Here is an 18,793-nt window from a genome sequence, read left to right as displayed (position 1 = left end):
CCTTGTGGAGCGGGCGGGGGAGCGGGCATGGTCGCCGCCATGCTGCGCCTCATCGTCACCCTGCTGTTGTTTGCCGTGTCTCCCTGCTTCGCGCAGGAGACCAAGGTGTTTCCAGCGGTTGACGGCGCCACCGACGCCCGGACCGTTACGGTCTACTCGTCGCTCGACGAGCCGCTGGCCCGCCCGATGATCGCTGCATTCCAGGCCGCCAACCCTGATATCGCCGTGGCTTACGAGGACCTGCAGACGGTCGATATCTACGATCGCGTCGTCGCCGAAACCGATGCCGGCGGTCCGACGGCCGATTTTGCCTTTTCGTCGTCGATGGATCTGCAGGTGAAGCTGGCCAATGACGGCTATGCGCAGGAGAGCGGCGTACCGCTATCGGCCAGTTGGCCGCGCTGGGCCAACTGGCGCAACACCGCCTATGCGCTGACCTATGAACCGGCGGTGTTCATCTACCATAAGCCGAGCTTTGCCGGCACGAAGCCACCTTCGACCAGGGCCGAACTGATCCAGTATCTCAAGGCCAATGCCGACCAGGTGCATGGCCGGATCGGCACCTATGACATCGAGCGCTCCGGCGTCGGCTTCATGTTCTTTTCGCGCGACCAGGAGCAGTATTCGGACCTGTGGACGCTGGTCGGCGCCATGGGCGCGGCGGGCGTAAAGCTCTACTCGACCACCTCGGCCATCGTCGACCGGGTGGCCGATGGCCGGTTCGTCTTCGGCTACAACATCCTCGGCTCCTATGCGGCCGAAGCGGCGGCTCGGAACCCCGATCTCGGCATCATCCTGCCGGCAGACTATACCATCGTCACTTCGCGCATCGGGCTGGTACCGAAGGCCTCGGCCAACCCGGATCTCGGCCGGCGCTACCTCGCCTTCTTCATGTCGGCCGAGGGGCAGACCATCATGGCGCAGCAGCTGCAGATCGCGGCGCTCAACCCCAACGTCACCGGCGACAACACCGCCAATGCCATGCAGCAGGCGCTGGGCAACCAGCTCAGGCCGGTGCCGGTCAGCCCCGGGCTGATGGTCTATCTCGATCAGGTGAAGCGGGCCCGGCTGATCCGGCGCTGGAACGATGCGCTGAGCATCCAGTAATCGGGGGCCGGAGCTTTCCGCTTCCGTCCCCCTCGACTGACCGCGTCCGCTGGGGGAATAGACGTCAGGTTCGCGACAGCTTCGTATGATCTGGTCCAGCGTGGCCGAGGCGCAACAGCGTCCGGCCGAGGAGTCTGGGAGGACCCCGCCGTCTTGATCTGCGCTGCCGCAACCGTGCGGCCGCCCGTGGTGTTTCATCACGGGGCATTCCCCCAGGGTTGAACAGTGACGGTCGGCAGTGCGCCGATCGCAAAGGAGGACAAACAATGAAGCATCTCGTCGCGACTGCCTTGCTGGCTGGCGCCGCTACTTTGCTGGGCGGCGCCTTGGCGCTGCCGACCGTGGCCATTGCCGCCGACTACTCGATCATGGCGCCCGCGGCGCCGGGCGGCGGCTGGGATCAGACCGCCCGCTCGATGCAGGAAGCGCTGACCGCTGACGGCATTTCCGGCAATGTGCAGGTTACCAATGTGCCGGGCGCCGGCGGCACCATCGGCCTCGCGCAGTTCGTGCAGGAAGCCAATGGCAACCCCGGCAAGCTGATCGTCGGCGGCTACGTGATGGTTGGCGCCATCCTGACCAACAAGGCGCCTGTTACCCTCGACGCAGTGACGCCGATTGCGCGCCTCACCGGCGAGTACGAAGTGATCGTGGTGCCGGCGGCTTCCGATATCCAGGACCTCGCCGGCCTCGTCGCCAAGCTGAAGGCCGATCCGGGCTCGGTGTCCTGGGCCGGCGGTTCCGCCGGTGGCACCGACCACATCACGGCGGGTCTTTTCGCCAAGACCGTCGGGGTCGACCCCAAGGCGGTCAACTATGTCGCCTTCTCGGGTGGCGGTGAAGCGCTGGCCGCCGTGCTTGGCAGCCAGGTGACCGTCGGTATCTCCGGCTATGGCGAATTCCAGTCGCAGGTGGAAGCCGGGGCGCTGCGCGTCCTCGGTGTGTCGGCGCCCGAGAAGGTCGCGATCATCAACGGTCCGACCTTCAAGGAAGCCGGCGTCGACCTCGTGGTGCAGAACTGGCGCGGCGTGTGGGCCGGTCCGGGCCTCAGCGCGGAGCAGACCGCCGCGATCGGAGCAGACATCGAGAAGATGGTGAACTCTGCTTCCTGGCAGAAGACCCTCGAGACCAAGGGCTGGAACAACACCTTCCTCGCCGGTGAAGCGTTCAAGACCCAGTTGGCCACCGAGATCACTGCCACCGAGGCAATTCTCAAGGACATCGGTCTCGTGCAATGATCGAGCCTATGGCTCAGCCAAATAAGCAGCGCCACCCCGACTGGGCGGCGCTGGTCATCGCTGCAGGTCTGCTGGCCCTGGCGCTGCTCGTTGCGTGGGATGCCTCGCGGCTGGGCGCCGGTGGCGCCTATGCCCGGATCGGTCCGCAGACCATCCCCTACGCCATCGCGATCTGCCTCGGCGGTCTCGCCATATGGACGGTCATTGCCGCTTACCGGCACGATTTTCTCGAGCGCGAGCAGCAGGATTTTCCACCTGTTCTATGGATCGTCGGCGGGTTGATCGCGCAGATGGCGCTGATCAAGTTCGCTGGCTTCTCGATCGCCACGGGGATCCTGTTCGCCATGACGGCGCGCGGCCTCGGCAAGGTTTCGTTGCCCTTGGCGCTGTTGAGCGGCTTCCTGCTTTCGGCCTTCGTCTGGTTCTTGTTCGCGCGCCTGCTGCAACTGACGCTGCCGGCCGGCCCGATCGAACATCTGATCATCCAAGGCGCCGACCTCGTCACGGCGCCGTTCAAAGCCGCTCCGGGGAGCGCCACCTGATGGATACTTTCTCGCTGCTGCTGCAGGGGCTTTCGGTTGCTATCCAGCCGATCAACCTGCTGTACGCCCTGGTTGGCGTGACGCTCGGCACTGCCGTCGGCGTGCTGCCGGGGATCGGGCCGGCGACCACCGTGGCGCTGCTCCTGCCGGTCACCTACAAGCTCGATCCGGCGGGTTCGCTGATCATGTTTGCCGGCATCTACTACGGCGGCATGTATGGCGGCTCGACCACCTCGATCCTGCTCAACACGCCGGGCGAGAGTGCCTCGATCGTCACTGCGCTCGAGGGCAACAAGATGGCCAAGGCGGGCAGGGGCGGCCCAGCCCTCGCCACCGCGGCAATCGGCTCGTTCGTGGCCGGGTTGATCGCCACCGTCGCGCTGGCATTCCTTGCACCTTATGTGGTGAAGTTCGCACTCGCCTTCGGGCCGCGCGAGTATTTTGCGCTGATGGTGCTGGCCTTCGTCACAGTATCGGCGGCGTTCGGCGACTCCGCGCTGCGCGGGCTCACCTCACTCTTCATCGGGCTGACGCTGGGGATCATCGGGATCGACCTGCAGACCGGACAGGCCCGGCTGAGCTTCGGCATTCCCGACCTGCTCGACGGCGTCGAAGTGACGACGCTCGCCGTCGCCATGTTCGCCATCGGTGAAACGCTGTTCGTCGCGGCGCAGGGTAAGCGCGCGCCGGAAACGGTAGAGCCGGTCCGCGGCTCGCTGTGGATGAGCGCCAAGGACTGGGCCCGCTCGTGGAAGCCCTGGCTGCGCGGCACGGTGATCGGCTTCCCGATCGGCGCCATGCCGGCGGGCGGCGCCGAGATCGGCACGTTCTTCTCCTATGCGGCCGAAAAGAAGCTCTCCAAGCACCCCGAGGAGTTCGGCAACGGCGCCATCGAGGGTGTGGCCGGCCCGGAAGCGGCAAACAACGCGTCAGCGGCCGGCACGCTGGTGCCCCTCCTGACGCTGGGCCTGCCGACTTCGGCAACAGCGGCGATCATGCTCGCCGGCTTCCAGCAATATGGCCTGCAACCGGGCCCGCTGCTGTTCACCTCGAACCCTCAACTGGTCTGGGGTCTGATCGCGAGCCTGCTGATCGCCAACCTGATGCTGATTGTGCTCAATCTGCCGCTGATCGGGCTGTGGGTGAAACTGCTGACCATTCCGAAACCGTGGCTCTATGCCGGCATCCTGCTGTTCGCGACGCTCGGCACCATCGGCGCCAACCCCTCGGTGTTCGAACTGGGCATGCTGCTGGCCTTCGGCCTGCTCGGTTATGGCCTGCGGCTGTTCCACTTCCCGATCGCCCCGGTGGTGGTCGGGCTGATCCTCGGGCCGATGGCCGAGCAGCAACTGCGCCGCGCCCTCGCCATTTCGCAGGGCGATGTACTGGTGCTGTTCACCTCGCCGATCTCGGCGACGCTACTGACCTTGGCAGCGCTGGCGTTGATCGTGCCGCTGATCCTGCGGGCTCGCGGCAAGGGCCAGGTGCTGGCGGCAGTGGCGGCCGACAATGACTGACGCCTGAGGGGCGCACCCGCCTCTGAACGCTTGCAGCACACGCATGGCTTGCCTGCCTCCGGACCTACTGCTGGAGGCAGGCAGGCCTTCCCATCTGGAGGGTGACGAAAGGACCTTTAGATGAACCGCAAGCCAAGCCTTCTTCGCGACCTGTTCGGCATGTTCGCCGCAGCCAATGCTGCAGCCGCTGCCACTCATGAGAGCCGGACGCCCCGCGCCCGTGACCTGCAGGCCTTGGGCATCGATCCGCGGCAGTACCACACCATCAGCCGCTGACGCAGCAAACAGCCGCAGAAGACTTCGCGCGGGCACCGGTCCCGTGCAATGCGATGCTCTTACCTCGCCGGGCGCGAACTAGTCCTGCCAATCCCAACCGGTTCGGGGATGACGTCGGTGGGTCTGCGCGCGGGTCAACCGGGGATGCACACGCACCGCGATTCCTTCAGCCCCAGCTGAGGGGAATTACGTCGACGATCTCGCCGGGCGGCACGCCGGGCGTATCCTCTGGCACGACGATCAGAGCATCGGCGAGGGCCAGCGAGGTGGAATGGCTCGAGTCCGTCTCGAAGATCGGCTCGACCTGCATGAAACCGATATCGTTGCGGCTGAGCGTTGCGCGCATGAAGTGCCGGCGGGGTCCGTTCGGCGGCAGGCCGAGCAGGGTAGGGACACCGATGCGCGGCCAGAACGGATCGATATGACCGGTGAGGGCTCGCAGCGCCGGCTTGAGGATTACTGTCGCCGTCACCAGGGCCGAGACCGGATTGCCCGGCAGGCCGAACACCAGCGTCTTGCCGCGGGTTCCGAACATCAACGGCTTGCCGGGACGCATCCTCAGCTTCCAGAAATCCACGTCGACGCCGAGGTCGCGCAGCACCTCCTGCACATAGTCGCGCTCGCCGACGCTGGCGCCACCGGTGGTGACCAGCATGTCGACGCCCTGGTCGAAGGCGCCGAGCAGGGCAGCCTCGAGCTTCAACTTGTCGTCGGCGACGATGCCGAGGTCGATCACCTGCTCGGCCCAGGGCGCCAGCAGGGGGATCAGCCCATAGCTGTTGGAGGCGATGATCTGGTCCGGCCCAAGTGGTGTGCCGGGCGCCACCAGTTCGTCACCAGTCGCCAGCACGGCAATCCGGGGGCGGCGCGTCACGGTCAATGTCGGGTGGTTGGCCGAAGCCGCGAGGTTCAGCATCGCCGGGGTCAGCGCCACGCCTGATGGCAGCAGCTCGGCGCCGCGCTTGAAATCAAAACCCTGCTTGCGAACGCTCTGGCCGGGCTTGGTCACCTTCTCGAAGCTGATCTGGTTGCCCTTGGCCGTCGCCTCCTCCTGCATGATCACCGCATCGGCGCCGATTGGCAGCGGCGCTCCGGTGAAGATGCGGACGCATTGGCCATGCTCCATCATGCCGACGAAACGGGCGCCAGCTTGCGAGGTACCGGCGAGCTTGAGCGGCCGGCCCAGCGTCACCTCGGCCGCGCGCACGGCATAGCCGTCCATGGCGCTGGCATCGAACGGCGGCTGGCTATGCCGAGCCACCAAAGGCTGGGCCAGCACCCGGTTATGCGCCCGCGCCAGCGGCACATTCTCGCTGCCCAGCACCGGGAGCTTCCTGAAGATGCGCTCGATGGCTTCGTCGACCGGCATCATCGGTGGAAATCACCCGACTTGCCGCCCGACTTCTGTTCGAGCTGAATGGCGGTGACGCGCATGGCGCGATCATGCGACTTGGCCATGTCGTAGAGCGTCAGCGCCGCAACCGAAGCCGCAGTCATTGCTTCCATCTCGACGCCGGTCTGCGCTGTCGTCTCGGCCGTTGCGGTCACCAGCAGGGCAGGGCCGTTGCCTTCGATCTCCACACTCACCTTGGTGAGCGGGATCGGGTGGCAAAGCGGTATCAGTTCGGAGGTTTTCTTTGCCGCCATGATGCCGGCGATGCGGGCCACCGCCAGCGCGTCGCCCTTTTTCAGCTCACCGCCGAGGATCAACGCTACCGTCTCGGGCTTAGCCTCCAGCCTTGCTGTCGCCACTGCGCGGCGGCGCGTCGCGGCCTTGTCGCCGATATCGACGATATGCGCTTCCCCACGCTGGTTGAGGTGGGTGAGCGCCATCAGCCGTGCAGCAGCTTGATGGTTGCGGCGGTGACGTCGTCCTGGCGCATCAGGCTCTCGCCGACAAGGAATGTGCCAATCCCGACATGCTCGAGCTTCATCAGGTCGGCATGAGTGTTGACGCCGCTCTCCGATACCAGATGCACGCCCTGCGGCACGCCGCCGGCGAGCGTCACCGAGGTGTTGAGCGTCGTCTCGAAGGTGCGGAGGTTCCGGTTGTTGATGCCGATGAACTCGGCATTCAACCCCAGCGCCCGGTCGAGCTCGACCTGGTCGTGCACTTCCACCAGCGCATCCATCCGCCACTCCTCGGCGGCGTCGAGCAGGTAGCGGGCCGTATCGTCGTTGACCGCAGCGAGGATGATCAGGATGCAGTCGGCCCCCCAGGCCCGGCTCTCGGCCACCTGGTAGGTCTCGAACAGGAAATCCTTGCGCAGCACCGGGAGCTTGGTGGCGTTGCGCGCTTCGATCAGGTAGCCCGGCGCGCCCTGGAAGCTTGGCCGATCGGTGAGCACGGAGAGGCAAGCCGCTCCGCCCAGTTCGTAGGCCCGGGCGATTTCGGCCGGATTGAAGTCCGGGCGGATCAGGCCCTTGGACGGGCTCGCCTTCTTCACCTCGGCGATCAGCGCGAACTGGTTGTCGGCCCGCTTCTTCTTCAGCGCCGAGAGGAAGCGCCGAACCGGCGGCGCGTCATGCGCCTCGGCGACCACTTCGTTCCAGGGCCGGAGGGTTTTCGCCGCGGCGATTTCCTCGCGTTTGTAGACTTCGATCTGCGAGAGGATGTCGGACATGGCTCAGCTGTTCGATACGGAAATGAGTTTGTCGAGTGTGGCTTTGGCGCGGCCGGAATCGATTTCGCGCGCCGCGAGTTCGGCGCCCAGCTTCAGCGTGTCGGCGCGGCCGGCGACGATGAAAGCGGCGGCGGCATTGAGCAGCACGATGTCGCGATAGGGGTCTTTGACCCCATCCAGCAGCCCGCGCAGGCGCGAGGCGTTGTAGGCCGGGTCGGCGCCCTTGAGGTCGGCCATGGTGGCGCGCGGCAGGCCGGCATCCTCGGGGGTGATCTCGAAGCTGCGCAGGTCCCCGCCCTTGATCGAGGCGACGAAGCTCGGGCCGGTGGTCGAGAGCTCGTCGAGCCCATCGGCACCATGCACGACCCAGGCCGAAATGGCGCGGTTGGCGAGCAGCGCTGCCGCGATCGGCTCGACCCATTTCTTGTCGTAGACGCCGAGTATGTAGCGGCGCGCGCCAGCCGGATTGGACTGCGGACCGAGCAGGTTGAACATCGTCCGCGTGCCCATCTCCATGCGGGTGGGGCCGACATGCTTCATCGCCGGGTGGTGCGCCGGGGCAAACATGAAACCGATGCCGGCTTCGCGGACGCACTGGCTGATCTTGTCCGGCCCGATATCGATCTTGATGCCGAGCGCCTGCAGGACGTCGGACGCACCGGAATTCGAGCTCAGCGCCCGGTTGCCGTGCTTGGCCACCGGGATGCCGGCCGCTGCAGCGACGATCGAGGTGGCGGTCGAGATGTTGAGCGTCTTTGCGCCGTCGCCGCCGGTACCGACGATATCGATGATGCTGTCCGGCGCATCGACCGTCACCGGTACCATCTTGGCGCGGAGGATGGAGACCGCTGCGGCGATCTCGCCGACCGTCTCGCCCTTCACCCGCATGCCCATCAGGAACGCGCCGATCTGGCTCGGTGTCGCCTCGCCGTCCATGATGATCGTCATCACGCCGCGCATCTCTTCGCCGGTCAGATCCTGGCGCGAGGCGATCTTGTTGAGAGCTCCCTTGATGTCCATCACGCGGCCTTCCTGAGGTTGAAGTCGCGGGCAAGGTTGAGGAAGTTCTGCAGGATGGCGTGCCCGTTCTCCGACGCGATGCTCTCGGGGTGGAACTGCACGCCGTGGCTCGGATAGTGCCGGTGCTGCATGCCCATGATCAAGCCGTCATCGGTGGAAGCGGTGACCTCCAACACGTTCGGCAGGCTCTGCGGCCGGACGATCAGCGAGTGGTAGCGCGTTGCCTCGAAGCCGGAATTGAGCCCGCGGAACAGGCCCTTGCCGCTGTGATTGATCTTCGAAGTCTTGCCGTGCATCAGGTGCGGGGCGCGGATCACTTCGCCGCCCATCGCCTGACCAAGCGCCTGGTGTCCAAGACACACCCCGAGGATCGGCGTGGTCGGCGCAAAGCGGTCGATCAGGCTGAGGCAGATACCGGCGGTGTCCGGGGTCGCCGGACCAGGGGACAGCACGATCGCCTCGGGCGCGATGTCCGCGACCTGATCGAGGGTGATCTTGTCATTGCGCCACACCTCGGACTCGCCGCCCAGTTCGCCCAGGAAATGGACGAGGTTGTAGGTGAAGCTGTCGTAGTTATCGATGACGAGGAGTTTCATTCGGCCACTTGCTCCCTGTAGCCCTTCTATCACCGGGTCATTCCCGCGAAAGCCGGAATCTCCGTTTTCGATGCCAGCCGAGGACCCGGTAAACAGAGATTCCCGCTTTCGCGGGAATGACTCAGTGGTGGCTGCATCTACCGACCAAGCCCCGCCATCGTAGCGCGTTCATTGGCCGACCCGCGCTTCGCCGGCATAGCGGAGCGCCTCTTCGGCGGCGCTGAACAGGGCGCGCGCCTTGTTCTCGCATTCGAGCTGCTCGAGCTCGGCCTTGCTGTCGGCAACGATGCCGGCGCCCGACTGCACGTAGATCTTGCCCTTTGCGACGATGGCGGTGCGCAGCACGATGCAGGTGTCCATGGTGCCGTCGGCGCCGAAATAGCCGACGCAGCCGCCATAGATACCGCGGCGCGATTTCTCCAGTTCGTCGATGATCTCCATCGCCCGCACCTTGGGCGCTCCCGACACGGTCCCGGCCGGGAAACCGGCGGCGAGCGCATCGACGAAATCGTATTTCGGATCGAGGTCGCCCACGACGTTCGAAACGATGTGCATGACGTGCGAGTAGTACTCGAGGAAGAACTTGTCGGTAACCTCGACGCTACCGATCTTCGCCACCCGGCCGACATCGTTGCGGCCCAGATCGAGCAGCATCAGGTGCTCGGCCAGTTCCTTGGGATCGCTCAGCAGTTCGTCCGCCAGTTCCTTGTCGCGCGTCGGCGTGGCGCCGCGTTTGCGGGTACCGGCAATGGGGCGGATGTTGACCTTGCCATCCTGCACTTTGACCAGGATTTCCGGGCTCGAGCCGGCGACGGCGAAATCTCCGAAATCCAGCATGTACATGTAGGGCGAGGGGTTGGTGCGGCGCAGCGCGCGATAGAGAGCCGTCGGCGGCAGGGTGAATTCCGCCTCGAAGCGCTGGCTCAACACTACCTGGAAGATGTCGCCGGCCCGGATGTACTCCTTGGCGTCCTCGACCATCCGCGCGTACTCGGCGACCGTGGTGTTGGATTTCACCGCAATGGAGTCGATGTCGGGCGGCGTCGCGGTATAGGGCAGGGTGCGCCCCATGCGGCCGACGGCATCGTCGATGCGGTTCTGCGCGCTTTCCCAGGCCTGCTTAGCCGTCATGCCCGGGCGGATATAGACGGGCGCGGTGAGGTAGAGCTCGTCCTTCAGCGTGTCGAATACGGCGAGAACTGTCGGCCGCATCAGGATTGCCTCGGGAAACCCGAGCGGATCCTCGTGGCGGTCCGGCAACACCTCCATCTGGCGCACCATGTCGTAGCCGAGATAGCCGTAGATGCCGGCGGCGGTCGAAGGCAGGCCGGCGGGCACCTCGGCCTGGCTCTCGGCCACCAGGGCGCGCAGTACATCGAGTGGTGGCTCGCTGACCGGCGTGAAAGCCTCAGGTGTCAGGCCGGCGTTGCGATTGATGCTCGCCTGGCCACTTTCGACCTTGAGGATGATGTCCGGGTCGAACCCGATCATCGAATAGCGCCCGACCGTCGCGCCATCCTGCACGCTCTCGAGCAGGAAGGTGTTCTTCCGGCCTTCGGCGAGCTTCAGGTAGGCGCCGATCGGGGTTTCGAGGTCAGCGACGACGCGCCGGAAGACGATCTGGGCGCGGCCGGCGTCATACCCGGCCGCGAAGGCGCCATACTGGTCGTCAGCGGTCATTGCAGCGCGCCGGTATCGGTGAGTTGCCTCAGAACCTGCTCGTTGATCCGCATGCCGGCCTCGGCTTTCAGCCCGGTCAGCAGGTCGCTGTAGAGCGCATCGCGGCTCGATTCCTCGACGAACTTCCTGATGTCGGCCGTCTGATCAGCGGTCCCCTGGTTCACCTCGACCACCTGGAACACCACGTGGTCGCCATCGCCGTTCACGGCCGAGCCGAAATGCGTCGGGCCGCCATTGAAGATTTCATTGGCGACAGTCTGGTTCAGCACGGTGGTGCCGTCGCCGGCGCGCTTCAGCGGCTGGCTGAGGATCGGGAACTGGCCGATGCTGGCAGCAACATCGACGAACGCGGTGCCGGCCTTCACCTGATCGAGAAGCTTGGTGACTTCCGCAGCGACAGCTTCGTCGGTCTTGGCGTCGGTCCAGGCGGCGACCACTGCGTCGCGGACCTCGTCGAGTGTCTGGTCGCGCGCCTCGTCCACCTGCTTGAGGTCAAACCATACATTGCGGGTCGAACTCAACTGAATGGTCGGAGCGAGGTTACCCTGCTCGGCCTTGAATACGGCGGTGGCGATGCGCTGCGCATCCTCGGCGCCGACATCGGGGTCGTTGGCGAGTTCAACCCCAGCCTCGGTCAGCGGAAGGGTGACCGTCTTGAGGCCGAAGCGATCGGCGATCTCGGGCAACGGCTTGAAGGCGGCGCGCAGTTCTTCGATCTGGTCGAGCACATCGGTGTACTCGTTGCGGGCCTGGGTCAGCGCCAGTTGCCTGGCGATATCGGCCTTGGCGTCCTCGAGGCTGATCTCACCGCCCGGCTCGATCGCGGAAACGGTGACGGCGCGCTTCGAGCCGATCCCCTCGATGATGACGTAGTCGTTCAACGCCAGCCCGAAGGCCGAGTCGGCGAGGCTTGAGTCGGTGATTTCAGTCTTGGCAAGATTGCCCAGGTCCTGGGCAGTGGCGCCGCTGGCAGCCAGAACGTCGGCAAAGGGCGTGCCGGCGGCCTTTCCGTCGGTGAAAGCCTTCTCGAGTTCGGGCGTATTGAGCACGACCTGCTTGACGGTGCGGCGCTCGATCTTCACCCGGCTCGCTTTGGTGCGCTCGTACTCGGCGGCGATATCCTCGTCCGAGATGGTCTTGGTGGCGGCGATCGCATCGGGCGACAGCGCCAGCAGTTCTACCGTGCGTGTCGCCTTGGTGCGGAACTTCGCCTGGTTGTCCTTGAGGTAGGTCGCCAGCTCTTCTTCGGTCGGCTCGGCAACCGGGGGCAGGGCCTGCGCGTTGAGGACGAAGTAGTCGACAGTGCGGGTGTCGCCGGAAAAGCGCGACAGCAGGTCGGTCGCCGTCGCCGGCGCCGGCGCCCCGGAGAGCAGGCCGCTCACCAGCTGCTGGCGACGCGCCGCCTTGGTCTGGAGGTCAAAATACTCAGCTTCGGTGAAGCCATTCTGCTGCAGGACGCGCAGAAAATTGTTGCGATCGAACGAGCCGAGCGCGCTCGAAAAGCTCGGGTCCTCGCGCAACATCTTGCCGAGGCGATCCTCGGAGACACCGAGACCAAGATCCTCGCCGAGCTTGTTGACGGCCGCTTCGCCGGCCAGCCGGTTCAGCACCATGCCGGGAACGCCAAAGGCGACAGCTTCCTCGACCGTGGGCACACGGCCGATCTGCTGAGCCACCGCATTGACCTGACTATCGTAGGCGCGCTGGTAGTCGCGCACCGAAATATCCTGGCCGGCGACGGTCGCCACCGTATTGGTGCCAAAGCCGGTGATGACGTTCGAAATACCGAACCCCGCCAGGCCGACAATCAGAAAGGCGCCGAGAATTTTGCCAAACCAGGTCTTGGTCAGGTGGCGGAAGCTATCGAGCATCGAGACAAATCCAACAACAACCGCCTCCCCGGCGGGCGGCGGATACTAGACAGGGTCGAGTTTGTGCCGCAAGGCACATCGGGACGGGGGTTATGGGAAACTCCCACATTAGGCAAGTAGAAGGAGCGTCAAGGTGACGGCAGAGATAACGCCGCTGATCGCGGGCAACTGGAAGATGAACGGCACTTCGGCCTCGCTCGGCGAGGTGCAGAAGCTCGCTGCGCTCCTTGCCGATGGCGCCGGCCCGCGGGGCACGGTGGTGATCTGCCCGCCCGCGACTCTATTGGAGCGGCTCAACGAACTGGCCTCCCCCGCCGGCATCGTGACGGGTGGGCAGGACTGTCACACGGCGGCCAATGGCGCCCATACCGGCGACGTCAGCGCGCAGATGCTTGCCGATGCCGGGGCGCAGTATGTGATCGTCGGACACTCCGAACGCCGCACCAACCACGGCGAGACCGACGGGCTGGTGCAGCAGAAGGCGCTCGCCGCGCACGCTTCGGGACTGGTGCCGATCATCTGCGTGGGAGAAACCGAAGCCGAGCGCGACGCGGGCAAGGCCGTTGCCGTCGTCATCGGGCAGCTCGAAGGCTCGGTGCCGGATGACTGGTCGGGTCACGACATCGTCATCGCCTACGAGCCGGTCTGGGCGATCGGCACCGGGCGCACGCCCACGTCAAGCGACATTGCCCAGATGCACGACGCCATCCGCGAGCAGCTGAAATCGCGGTTCGGCGAGCGCGGTGCGGTGGTCCGGATTCTCTATGGCGGGTCGATGAAGCCGTCCAATGCCAGCGAGATCCTGCGCATCTCCAACGTCAATGGCGGGCTGGTCGGCGGTGCAAGCCTCTTGGCAAACGACTTCCACGCCATTATCTCGGCTCTCTGAAACAGGCATCCGGCGCCGATAGAAAGGCGGCGGATGGCGCTGGCATTTGTCGTGGCGCGCGTGTAGAAGGCGCGCCAAACCGATATCGAAAGCCTGAAGGTCCAATGGCCAACGTCCTGATCGTCGCCTATCTCCTGATCGTGCTCGCGCTGATTGCAGTGATCCTGCTGCAGCGGTCCGAGGGCGGCGGGTTGGGCATGGGTACCTCGAACGCTAACGGGCTGATTTCCGTCCGCGGTTCGGCGAACCTGCTGACCCGTACCACGGCCATCCTAGCGGCGCTGTTCTTCGCTTCGGCCATCGCTCTGACGATTCTCTCTTCGGTCGATCGAGGCACCAGTTCGATCCTCGACCGTGCCAGCGAGGGCGGAGATGCCGCGCCGACGACCGTACTCGATGCACTGCAGCAGCTGCAGCAGCAGAGCTCGGGTGACCTGCCGGTGCCGACCGACACTACGACCGCTCCGGCTCCCGCCACCACGACGTCTCCGTCGTCCACGACCGAGGCGCCGGCTGCTGGTTCCGACCTGCCGGTGCCCGCCGAAACGGCACCCGCTGCGGAAACTCCGGCAGCGCCGGCGACGACAGAACAACCAGCGGCGCCCGCCAACTGAGGCCGCCGCGACAGCGAACCGGGGAAGGGGATGGCAACATCCCCTTCTTCTTTTTGTGTGGGGTGCCGTTCGTGATCGGCAGCACTCTTGAGAATCAGAACTTCGACCGAATAGGATAAAGGCCCATGGCTCGGTACGTTTTCATCACCGGTGGCGTGGTTTCCTCCTTGGGCAAAGGCCTTGCATCCGCGGCGCTCGGCGCGGTGCTGCAAGCGCGTGGCTACAAAGTCCGCCTCCGCAAGCTCGACCCCTATCTCAACGTCGATCCGGGCACGATGTCGCCTACCCAGCATGGCGAGGTGTTCGTCACTGACGACGGGGCGGAAACCGACCTCGATCTCGGCCATTACGAACGCTTCACCGGCCGGCACGCCAACAAGCGCGACAACGTCACCACCGGCCGCATCTATTCCGACATCATCGCCAAGGAGCGCCGCGGCGACTATCTCGGCGCCACCGTGCAGGTGATCCCGCACGTCACTGACGCCATCAAGGATTTCATCCGCGAGGGCAACGAGGACTTCGACTTCGTGCTCGTCGAAGTCGGCGGCACCGTGGGTGATATCGAGGGCCTGCCGTTCTTCGAGGCGATCCGTCAGTTCGGCAACGACCTGCCGCGCGGCCACGCCATTTACATGCATCTGACGCTGATGCCGTTCATCCCATCGGCGGGTGAGCTGAAGACCAAGCCGACGCAGCACTCGGTGGCGACGCTCCGTTCGATCGGCATCGCGCCGGACATCCTGCTGATCCGCTGCGATCGCCCGATTCCGCAGTCGGAGCGCAAGAAGCTGGCGCTGTTCTGCAACGTGCGCGAGAGCGCGGTGATCCAGGGCCTCGACGTCGCTTCGATCTACGACGTGCCGCTTGCCTACCACAAGGAAGGCCTCGACCGCGAAGTGCTCGCCGCTTTCGGCATCGAAGACGCACCGGCGCCGGACCTCACGGCGTGGGAAGACGTCTCGACCCGCCTGCATAACCCCGAGGGCGAGGTCAACATCGCTATCGTCGGCAAGTATACCGGCCTCAAGGACGCCTATAAGTCGCTCAGCGAAGCCCTGGTGCATGGCGGCATCGCCAACCGGGTGAAGGTCAACCTCAACTGGATCGATTCCGAGATCTTCGAGCACGAGGATCCGGCCCCCTATCTCGAGCACATCCACGGCATCCTGGTGCCAGGCGGCTTCGGCGAGCGCGGTTCGGCCGGCAAGATCCAGGCGGCCCGCTTCGCGCGCCTGAAGGATGTGCCGTATTTCGGCATCTGCTTCGGCATGCAGATGGCCTGCATCGAGGCGGCGCGGAACACTGCCGGCATCAAGAACGCCAATTCCACCGAGTTCGGCCCGACCAAGGAACCGATCGTCGGCATCATGACCGAATGGACCAAGGGTAACGAGCAGGTTACGCGCAGTTCCGAAACGGATCTCGGCGGCACCATGCGGCTCGGCTCCTACCCGGCGCAGCTCGCCAAGGGGTCTCGCGTCGCCGATATCTATGGCTCGACCCGGATCACCGAGCGGCATCGCCACCGCTATGAAGTGAACATGAACTACCGCAAGGTGCTCGAGGCCAATGGCCTCCTGTTCTCCGGCGTCTCGCCCGACGGCAAGCTGCCCGAGATCGTCGAGCGCACCGATCACCCGTGGTTCATCGGTGTGCAGTTCCACCCAGAGCTGAAGTCGAAGCCGTTTGAGCCGCACCCGCTCTTTGCCAGCTTCATCGAGGCGGCAAAGGAACAGAGCCGGCTGGTCTGATGGAAATCCGCACGGCGCGGCTGGTTCTGCGCCGGGCGGTTCCGGCTGATCTGGCTGCCTTCCATCCGATCCTGTCGTCGCCCGAGGCCATGCGATACTGGGCAACGCTGCCGCATGCATCGCTTGAGGTGACCGAGAAGTGGTTCGCCGACCAGTTCTTCAGCGGCCTCGCCAATCGTGACGAGTGGGTGATCGAGCGGGACGGCCGGGTCATCGGCAATATCGGCATCTGGAAGCTGCCGGAGTTCGGCTTCATCCTCCATCCCGATGCCTGGGGGCAGGGGATCGGTACCGAAGCCGCACGGGCCTTTCTCGACTATGCCTTTGCCACCCACCCGGTCGATGCCATCAAAGCCGATGTCGACCCGCGCAACAGTGCGTCGCTGAACCTGTTGCAGAAGCTCGGCTTCACCGTCACCGGCACCGCCGAGAACACCTTCCTGCTCGGCGACGAATGGTGCCACAGTGTCTATCTGGCGCTGCCGCGCCCCAGTTGAGCTTCGGAGCTCCCGTCATGGCCGAAATCCTCTCCCTCTCGAAAGCCCGCAAGGCCAAGGCGCGTGTCGTCAAGGAGCAAACGGCGGCAGCGAACCGGATCAAGTTCGGCCGGACCAAGGCCGAGCGGCAGCTCGAAGAGGCCAAGGGGGCGCTCGAGACCCGGCGGATCGATGCCCATCGTGTAGAGCCCGAGGACTCCGAGCGTTAGGAAGCTCGGCTGGCCTCGCGAACGAGCCGGACCAGGCGCGATCGTCCCGACAGTTACAAACCTGTTGCTTGAAATGCGCCGGCACATGCTGCAGCTATGCGGTTAGGGCAGCCATATTGCCTTGATCGGAGATGCTGCCTTGACCTCACTTTATGACTTTTCCGCCCCGCTGCTCGGCGGCAAGACGCAGTCGCTCGCCGATTACCGCGACAAGGTGGTGCTGGTGGTCAACGTCGCCAGCAAATGCGGTTTCACGCCGCAATATGCCGGGCTCGAAAAGCTCTACGAAACCTACAAGGACCGCGGCCTCGTCGTTCTCGGCTTCCCCTGCAACCAGTTCGGCGAGCAGGAACCCGGCACAGAGGCGGAAATCGCCGCCTTTTGCGACCTCAACTACAACGTTACCTTCCCGATCTTCGGCAAGGTGACGGTGAATGGCCGCGGTGCGCTGCCGCTCTACCAGTGGCTGCGCCGCAAGGCGCCAGGACTGCTCGGCGTGCAGCTGATCCCGTGGAACTTCACCAAGTTCCTGGTCGATCGCAGCGGCAATAACGTCCAGCGCTTCGCCTCGGCGACGGAGCCGGCGGATCTGGCCGCGTCAATCGAGAAGCTGCTTTAGCTCTTGTGATGCAGGCGCCGACGCTCGGCACGCGTCTCGTGCCGGGCCTGGTGCTCGGCCGCACGATCAACGACCCGCCCACGCCAGAACAGCACCGCGCCCCAGGCCGCAAAGCCCAGGAGCACCACCACAGCCAAGACTACCCCACCCGGCATCTTCGCCACCTCGTTTGGGTTGCTGAGGGGGAGGATATGCCTGTTGGGGGGAGGTGGATAGGGGGCTCAAGTTTGCCCGACTCACCGGCCCCCATCTCCCCCTTGGCGGGGGAGAAAGCGAAAACTTGGGCTTAGCGGAGCTAAGTCCTTAGTTTCGCCAGAGAGGGGGACGTGGGGAGCCGCCGTGCCCTCCAGTTTCCCCTCTCTTGGAATTTCTAAGGCTTAGCGAAGGGCGCTAAGCCCAAGAAATTCCATTCTCCCCCGCAAGGGGGGAGATGGCAGAGAGATCGTGGACACAAACAAAAAGCCCGGCAAGCTTTCGCTCACCGGGCCCAATCAGTTCCGCCGTGCGATCACTCGGCCGGCTGCATGTCCTTGCCGGTGTAGACTTCGTCCACCCAGTACTGGTCGCGGCGCCAGAAGCCGTTGAACGGGGTCAGCGACGCCTGGGTATAGGCGCCCATCAGGCCGAACTCGATCCAGTCGTCCTCATCGACGTCCGAGGGCAGGGTGAAGATCTGCGGCAGCACGTCGTAGCTGTCGCAGGTCGGACCCCACACGGTGAAATCGGAGAACTCGCCGTCATTGTCGTGCAGGCGGGGACCGCGCCACACCCGGGTCGGCGGGGTGAAGTGCATGAACTTCACTTCCATCAGCGAGCCGTAGGCGCCATCGTTGAGATACACCGATTGCCCGCCGCGCTGGTGCTTTACACGCAGCAACAGCGAAGTGGAGGACGTCACCAACGCACGGCCCGGCTCGATAATCAGCTCGGGCTTGGAGCCGGCGAAGTTGTCCTTCAGCGCCTGCGAGATGGTCTCGAAATAATAGTCCATCGGCGGGGCTTCGGAGGTCGGGTAGGGGGCCGGGTAGCCGCCGCCGATGTTGAGGCGCTTCAGCTCGATGCCCGATTCCTCGGCGATCTTGGCGGCTGCCGCGATGTGGCGCTCATAGGCGTAGACGTCCTCGCATTGCGAGCCGACATGGAAGCAGAGCGACGGCGTGTAGCCCATCTGGTCGACGAGTTTGACGATCTCGGCGGCGCCGTCCTGCATGACGCCGAACTTGATGCCGAAATCGTAGGATTTCAGCGCCTTGCCGGCCTTGAAGCGCGTGGTCACCTCGATGTCGCGCGACGGCGAGACCACCGCTGCCAGCTGGTCGAGCTGCTGCGGGTGGTCGATGGTGAACGAGCGGACCCCGAACTCCTCATAAGCGCGTTCGATCTCGCGCTTGTTCTTGATCGGGTTGTTGTAGTGCATTGCCGCGCCTGGGGCGTGATCGCGGACCAGCTCCATCTCCATGTTGGAGGCGACATCGAAGGCCTTGAGGCCCTCTTCATGCAGCTGCCTGATGATGTGCGGCGACGGGTTGCACTTGACCGCATAGGTCAGCAGGCCGTCAAACCCCTTCTTGAACACCTTGGTCGCCCGGTGCAGTTCCCTTTTGGAGAACAGGAAGCTCGGAAAATCCGGCTCCTCGCTGGCGATAAGCTGCGACGTGTTGGTGTAGACCGTGGTCGGCTCAGTCATTGGGCGGCTAACCTTTCAGGGGTCTTGTACGAGAAGGTCCTCGGGGCAGAAAA

Annotated in this window: 20 protein-coding genes; 11 read left to right on the top strand and 9 right to left on the bottom strand. The window is 64.9% G+C overall.

Annotated features, from left to right (window positions below):
• Window positions 1–39: 39 nt before the first annotated feature.
• The 5 genes from VGV07_RS14915 to VGV07_RS14895 all read left to right on the top strand — a co-directional run bounded on the left by VGV07_RS14915 (window position 40) and on the right by VGV07_RS14895 (window position 4,680).
• Window positions 40–1,107, top strand: a complete 1,068-nt coding sequence (locus VGV07_RS14915; RefSeq protein WP_414649957.1) for an ABC transporter substrate-binding protein — start codon at window positions 40–42, stop codon at window positions 1,105–1,107.
• 266 nt (window positions 1,108–1,373) lie between these two features.
• The gene (locus VGV07_RS14910) at window positions 1,374–2,345 is read left to right on the top strand and encodes a tripartite tricarboxylate transporter substrate binding protein (RefSeq protein WP_326869508.1); all 972 of its coding nucleotides are present in this window, start codon (window positions 1,374–1,376) and stop codon (window positions 2,343–2,345) included.
• 8 nt (window positions 2,346–2,353) lie between these two features.
• A complete protein-coding gene (locus VGV07_RS14905; protein ID WP_326869507.1) occupies window positions 2,354–2,887 on the top strand; it encodes a tripartite tricarboxylate transporter TctB family protein in 534 nt (177 codons plus the stop codon).
• Window positions 2,887–4,404 (top strand): tripartite tricarboxylate transporter permease, encoded by a 1,518-nt coding sequence (locus VGV07_RS14900; RefSeq protein ID WP_326869506.1) that lies wholly within the window; start codon window positions 2,887–2,889, stop codon window positions 4,402–4,404. The genes VGV07_RS14905 and VGV07_RS14900 overlap by 1 nt, the downstream gene beginning before the upstream one ends.
• 120 nt (window positions 4,405–4,524) lie before the next feature.
• A complete protein-coding gene (locus VGV07_RS14895; protein WP_326869505.1) occupies window positions 4,525–4,680 on the top strand; it encodes a hypothetical protein in 156 nt (51 codons plus the stop codon).
• 166 nt (window positions 4,681–4,846) lie between these two features.
• On the opposite strand, the gene glp is transcribed toward VGV07_RS14895, so the two are convergent.
• The 7 genes from glp to VGV07_RS14860 form a co-directional block, all read right to left on the bottom strand.
• On the bottom strand, window positions 4,847–6,052 hold the full coding sequence (gene glp / locus VGV07_RS14890) for a gephyrin-like molybdotransferase Glp (RefSeq protein WP_326869504.1): 1,206 nt from the start codon (window positions 6,050–6,052) through the stop codon (window positions 4,847–4,849).
• A complete protein-coding gene (gene moaC, locus VGV07_RS14885; RefSeq protein WP_326869503.1) occupies window positions 6,049–6,513 on the bottom strand; it encodes a cyclic pyranopterin monophosphate synthase MoaC in 465 nt (154 codons plus the stop codon). The genes glp and moaC overlap by 4 nt, the downstream gene beginning before the upstream one ends.
• Window positions 6,513–7,304, bottom strand: a complete 792-nt coding sequence (gene trpC, locus VGV07_RS14880; protein WP_326869502.1) for an indole-3-glycerol phosphate synthase TrpC — start codon at window positions 7,302–7,304, stop codon at window positions 6,513–6,515. Before trpC ends, moaC begins: the two co-directional genes overlap by 1 nt.
• A gap of 3 nt (window positions 7,305–7,307) precedes the next feature.
• Window positions 7,308–8,327, bottom strand: a complete 1,020-nt coding sequence (gene trpD, locus VGV07_RS14875; RefSeq protein ID WP_414649956.1) for an anthranilate phosphoribosyltransferase — start codon at window positions 8,325–8,327, stop codon at window positions 7,308–7,310.
• Window positions 8,324–8,920 carry an aminodeoxychorismate/anthranilate synthase component II gene (locus tag VGV07_RS14870; RefSeq protein WP_326869500.1) on the bottom strand — a complete coding sequence of 199 codons (597 nt, stop codon included), beginning with the start codon at window positions 8,918–8,920 and terminating at the stop codon, window positions 8,324–8,326. The genes trpD and VGV07_RS14870 overlap by 4 nt, the downstream gene beginning before the upstream one ends.
• Before the next feature lie 168 nt (window positions 8,921–9,088).
• Window positions 9,089–10,600: an anthranilate synthase component I gene (gene trpE / locus VGV07_RS14865; RefSeq protein ID WP_326869499.1), complete on the bottom strand. Its 1,512-nt coding sequence runs from the start codon at window positions 10,598–10,600 to the stop codon at window positions 9,089–9,091.
• Window positions 10,597–12,471 carry a peptidylprolyl isomerase gene (locus VGV07_RS14860; protein WP_326869498.1) on the bottom strand — a complete coding sequence of 625 codons (1,875 nt, stop codon included), beginning with the start codon at window positions 12,469–12,471 and terminating at the stop codon, window positions 10,597–10,599. Before VGV07_RS14860 ends, trpE begins: the two co-directional genes overlap by 4 nt.
• Window positions 12,472–12,604: 133 nt before the next feature.
• On the opposite strand from VGV07_RS14860, the gene tpiA reads away from it, so the two are divergent.
• The 6 genes from tpiA to VGV07_RS14830 all read left to right on the top strand — a co-directional run bounded on the left by tpiA (window position 12,605) and on the right by VGV07_RS14830 (window position 17,053).
• Window positions 12,605–13,360 (top strand): triose-phosphate isomerase, encoded by a 756-nt coding sequence (gene tpiA, locus VGV07_RS14855; protein ID WP_326869497.1) that lies wholly within the window; start codon window positions 12,605–12,607, stop codon window positions 13,358–13,360.
• Window positions 13,361–13,464: 104 nt separating this feature from the next.
• Entirely contained in the window at window positions 13,465–13,974 is a 510-nt protein-coding gene (gene secG, locus VGV07_RS14850; RefSeq protein WP_326869496.1) for a preprotein translocase subunit SecG, read from the top strand.
• 125 nt (window positions 13,975–14,099) lie between these two features.
• Complete coding sequence (locus VGV07_RS14845) at window positions 14,100–15,728, top strand: CTP synthase (protein ID WP_326869495.1); 1,629 nt, start codon at window positions 14,100–14,102, stop codon at window positions 15,726–15,728.
• On the top strand, window positions 15,728–16,225 hold the full coding sequence (locus tag VGV07_RS14840; RefSeq protein WP_326869494.1) for a GNAT family N-acetyltransferase: 498 nt from the start codon (window positions 15,728–15,730) through the stop codon (window positions 16,223–16,225). Before VGV07_RS14845 ends, VGV07_RS14840 begins: the two co-directional genes overlap by 1 nt.
• 17 nt (window positions 16,226–16,242) lie before the next feature.
• Entirely contained in the window at window positions 16,243–16,434 is a 192-nt protein-coding gene (locus VGV07_RS14835; RefSeq protein WP_326869493.1) for a DUF4169 family protein, read from the top strand.
• A gap of 139 nt (window positions 16,435–16,573) precedes the next feature.
• Window positions 16,574–17,053 carry a glutathione peroxidase gene (locus VGV07_RS14830; protein WP_326869492.1) on the top strand — a complete coding sequence of 160 codons (480 nt, stop codon included), beginning with the start codon at window positions 16,574–16,576 and terminating at the stop codon, window positions 17,051–17,053.
• Here the strand turns inward: VGV07_RS14830 and VGV07_RS14825 are convergent.
• Together VGV07_RS14825 and VGV07_RS14820 are read right to left on the bottom strand one after the other, a co-directional pair.
• On the bottom strand, window positions 17,050–17,208 hold the full coding sequence (locus VGV07_RS14825; protein ID WP_326869491.1) for a hypothetical protein: 159 nt from the start codon (window positions 17,206–17,208) through the stop codon (window positions 17,050–17,052). The two genes, VGV07_RS14830 and VGV07_RS14825, sit on opposite strands and share 4 nt — an antisense overlap.
• A gap of 353 nt (window positions 17,209–17,561) precedes the next feature.
• Window positions 17,562–18,740 carry a hypothetical protein gene (locus VGV07_RS14820; protein WP_326869490.1) on the bottom strand — a complete coding sequence of 393 codons (1,179 nt, stop codon included), beginning with the start codon at window positions 18,738–18,740 and terminating at the stop codon, window positions 17,562–17,564.
• Window positions 18,741–18,793: the final 53 nt, after the last annotated feature.

Origin of the sequence: Devosia sp. (assembly GCF_035944845.1) — a bacterium.
Taxonomy (GTDB): domain Bacteria; phylum Pseudomonadota; class Alphaproteobacteria; order Rhizobiales; family Devosiaceae; genus Devosia_A.
This window is presented reverse-complemented; position numbering and strand designations above follow the sequence as displayed.

Excerpts from the sequence above, each read along its gene's own strand:
- VGV07_RS14915 (WP_414649957.1), top strand. The coding sequence starts at position 40 with ATGCTGCGCCTCATCGTCACCCTGCTGTTGTTTGCCGTGTCTCCCTGC.
- VGV07_RS14910 (WP_326869508.1), top strand. The coding sequence starts at position 1,374 with ATGAAGCATCTCGTCGCGACTGCCTTGCTGGCTGGCGCCGCTACTTTG.
- VGV07_RS14905 (WP_326869507.1), top strand. The coding sequence starts at position 2,354 with ATGGCTCAGCCAAATAAGCAGCGCCACCCCGACTGGGCGGCGCTGGTC.
- VGV07_RS14900 (WP_326869506.1), top strand. The coding sequence starts at position 2,887 with ATGGATACTTTCTCGCTGCTGCTGCAGGGGCTTTCGGTTGCTATCCAG.
- VGV07_RS14895 (WP_326869505.1), top strand. The coding sequence starts at position 4,525 with ATGAACCGCAAGCCAAGCCTTCTTCGCGACCTGTTCGGCATGTTCGCC.
- glp (WP_326869504.1), bottom strand. The coding sequence starts at position 6,052 with ATGATGCCGGTCGACGAAGCCATCGAGCGCATCTTCAGGAAGCTCCCG.
- moaC (WP_326869503.1), bottom strand. The coding sequence starts at position 6,513 with ATGGCGCTCACCCACCTCAACCAGCGTGGGGAAGCGCATATCGTCGAT.
- trpC (WP_326869502.1), bottom strand. The coding sequence starts at position 7,304 with ATGTCCGACATCCTCTCGCAGATCGAAGTCTACAAACGCGAGGAAATC.
- VGV07_RS14870 (WP_326869500.1), bottom strand. The coding sequence starts at position 8,920 with ATGAAACTCCTCGTCATCGATAACTACGACAGCTTCACCTACAACCTC.
- trpE (WP_326869499.1), bottom strand. The coding sequence starts at position 10,600 with ATGACCGCTGACGACCAGTATGGCGCCTTCGCGGCCGGGTATGACGCC.
- VGV07_RS14860 (WP_326869498.1), bottom strand. The coding sequence starts at position 12,471 with ATGCTCGATAGCTTCCGCCACCTGACCAAGACCTGGTTTGGCAAAATT.
- secG (WP_326869496.1), top strand. The coding sequence starts at position 13,465 with ATGGCCAACGTCCTGATCGTCGCCTATCTCCTGATCGTGCTCGCGCTG.
- VGV07_RS14845 (WP_326869495.1), top strand. The coding sequence starts at position 14,100 with ATGGCTCGGTACGTTTTCATCACCGGTGGCGTGGTTTCCTCCTTGGGC.
- VGV07_RS14840 (WP_326869494.1), top strand. The coding sequence starts at position 15,728 with ATGGAAATCCGCACGGCGCGGCTGGTTCTGCGCCGGGCGGTTCCGGCT.
- VGV07_RS14835 (WP_326869493.1), top strand. The coding sequence starts at position 16,243 with ATGGCCGAAATCCTCTCCCTCTCGAAAGCCCGCAAGGCCAAGGCGCGT.
- VGV07_RS14825 (WP_326869491.1), bottom strand. The coding sequence starts at position 17,208 with ATGCCGGGTGGGGTAGTCTTGGCTGTGGTGGTGCTCCTGGGCTTTGCG.
- VGV07_RS14820 (WP_326869490.1), bottom strand. The coding sequence starts at position 18,740 with ATGACTGAGCCGACCACGGTCTACACCAACACGTCGCAGCTTATCGCC.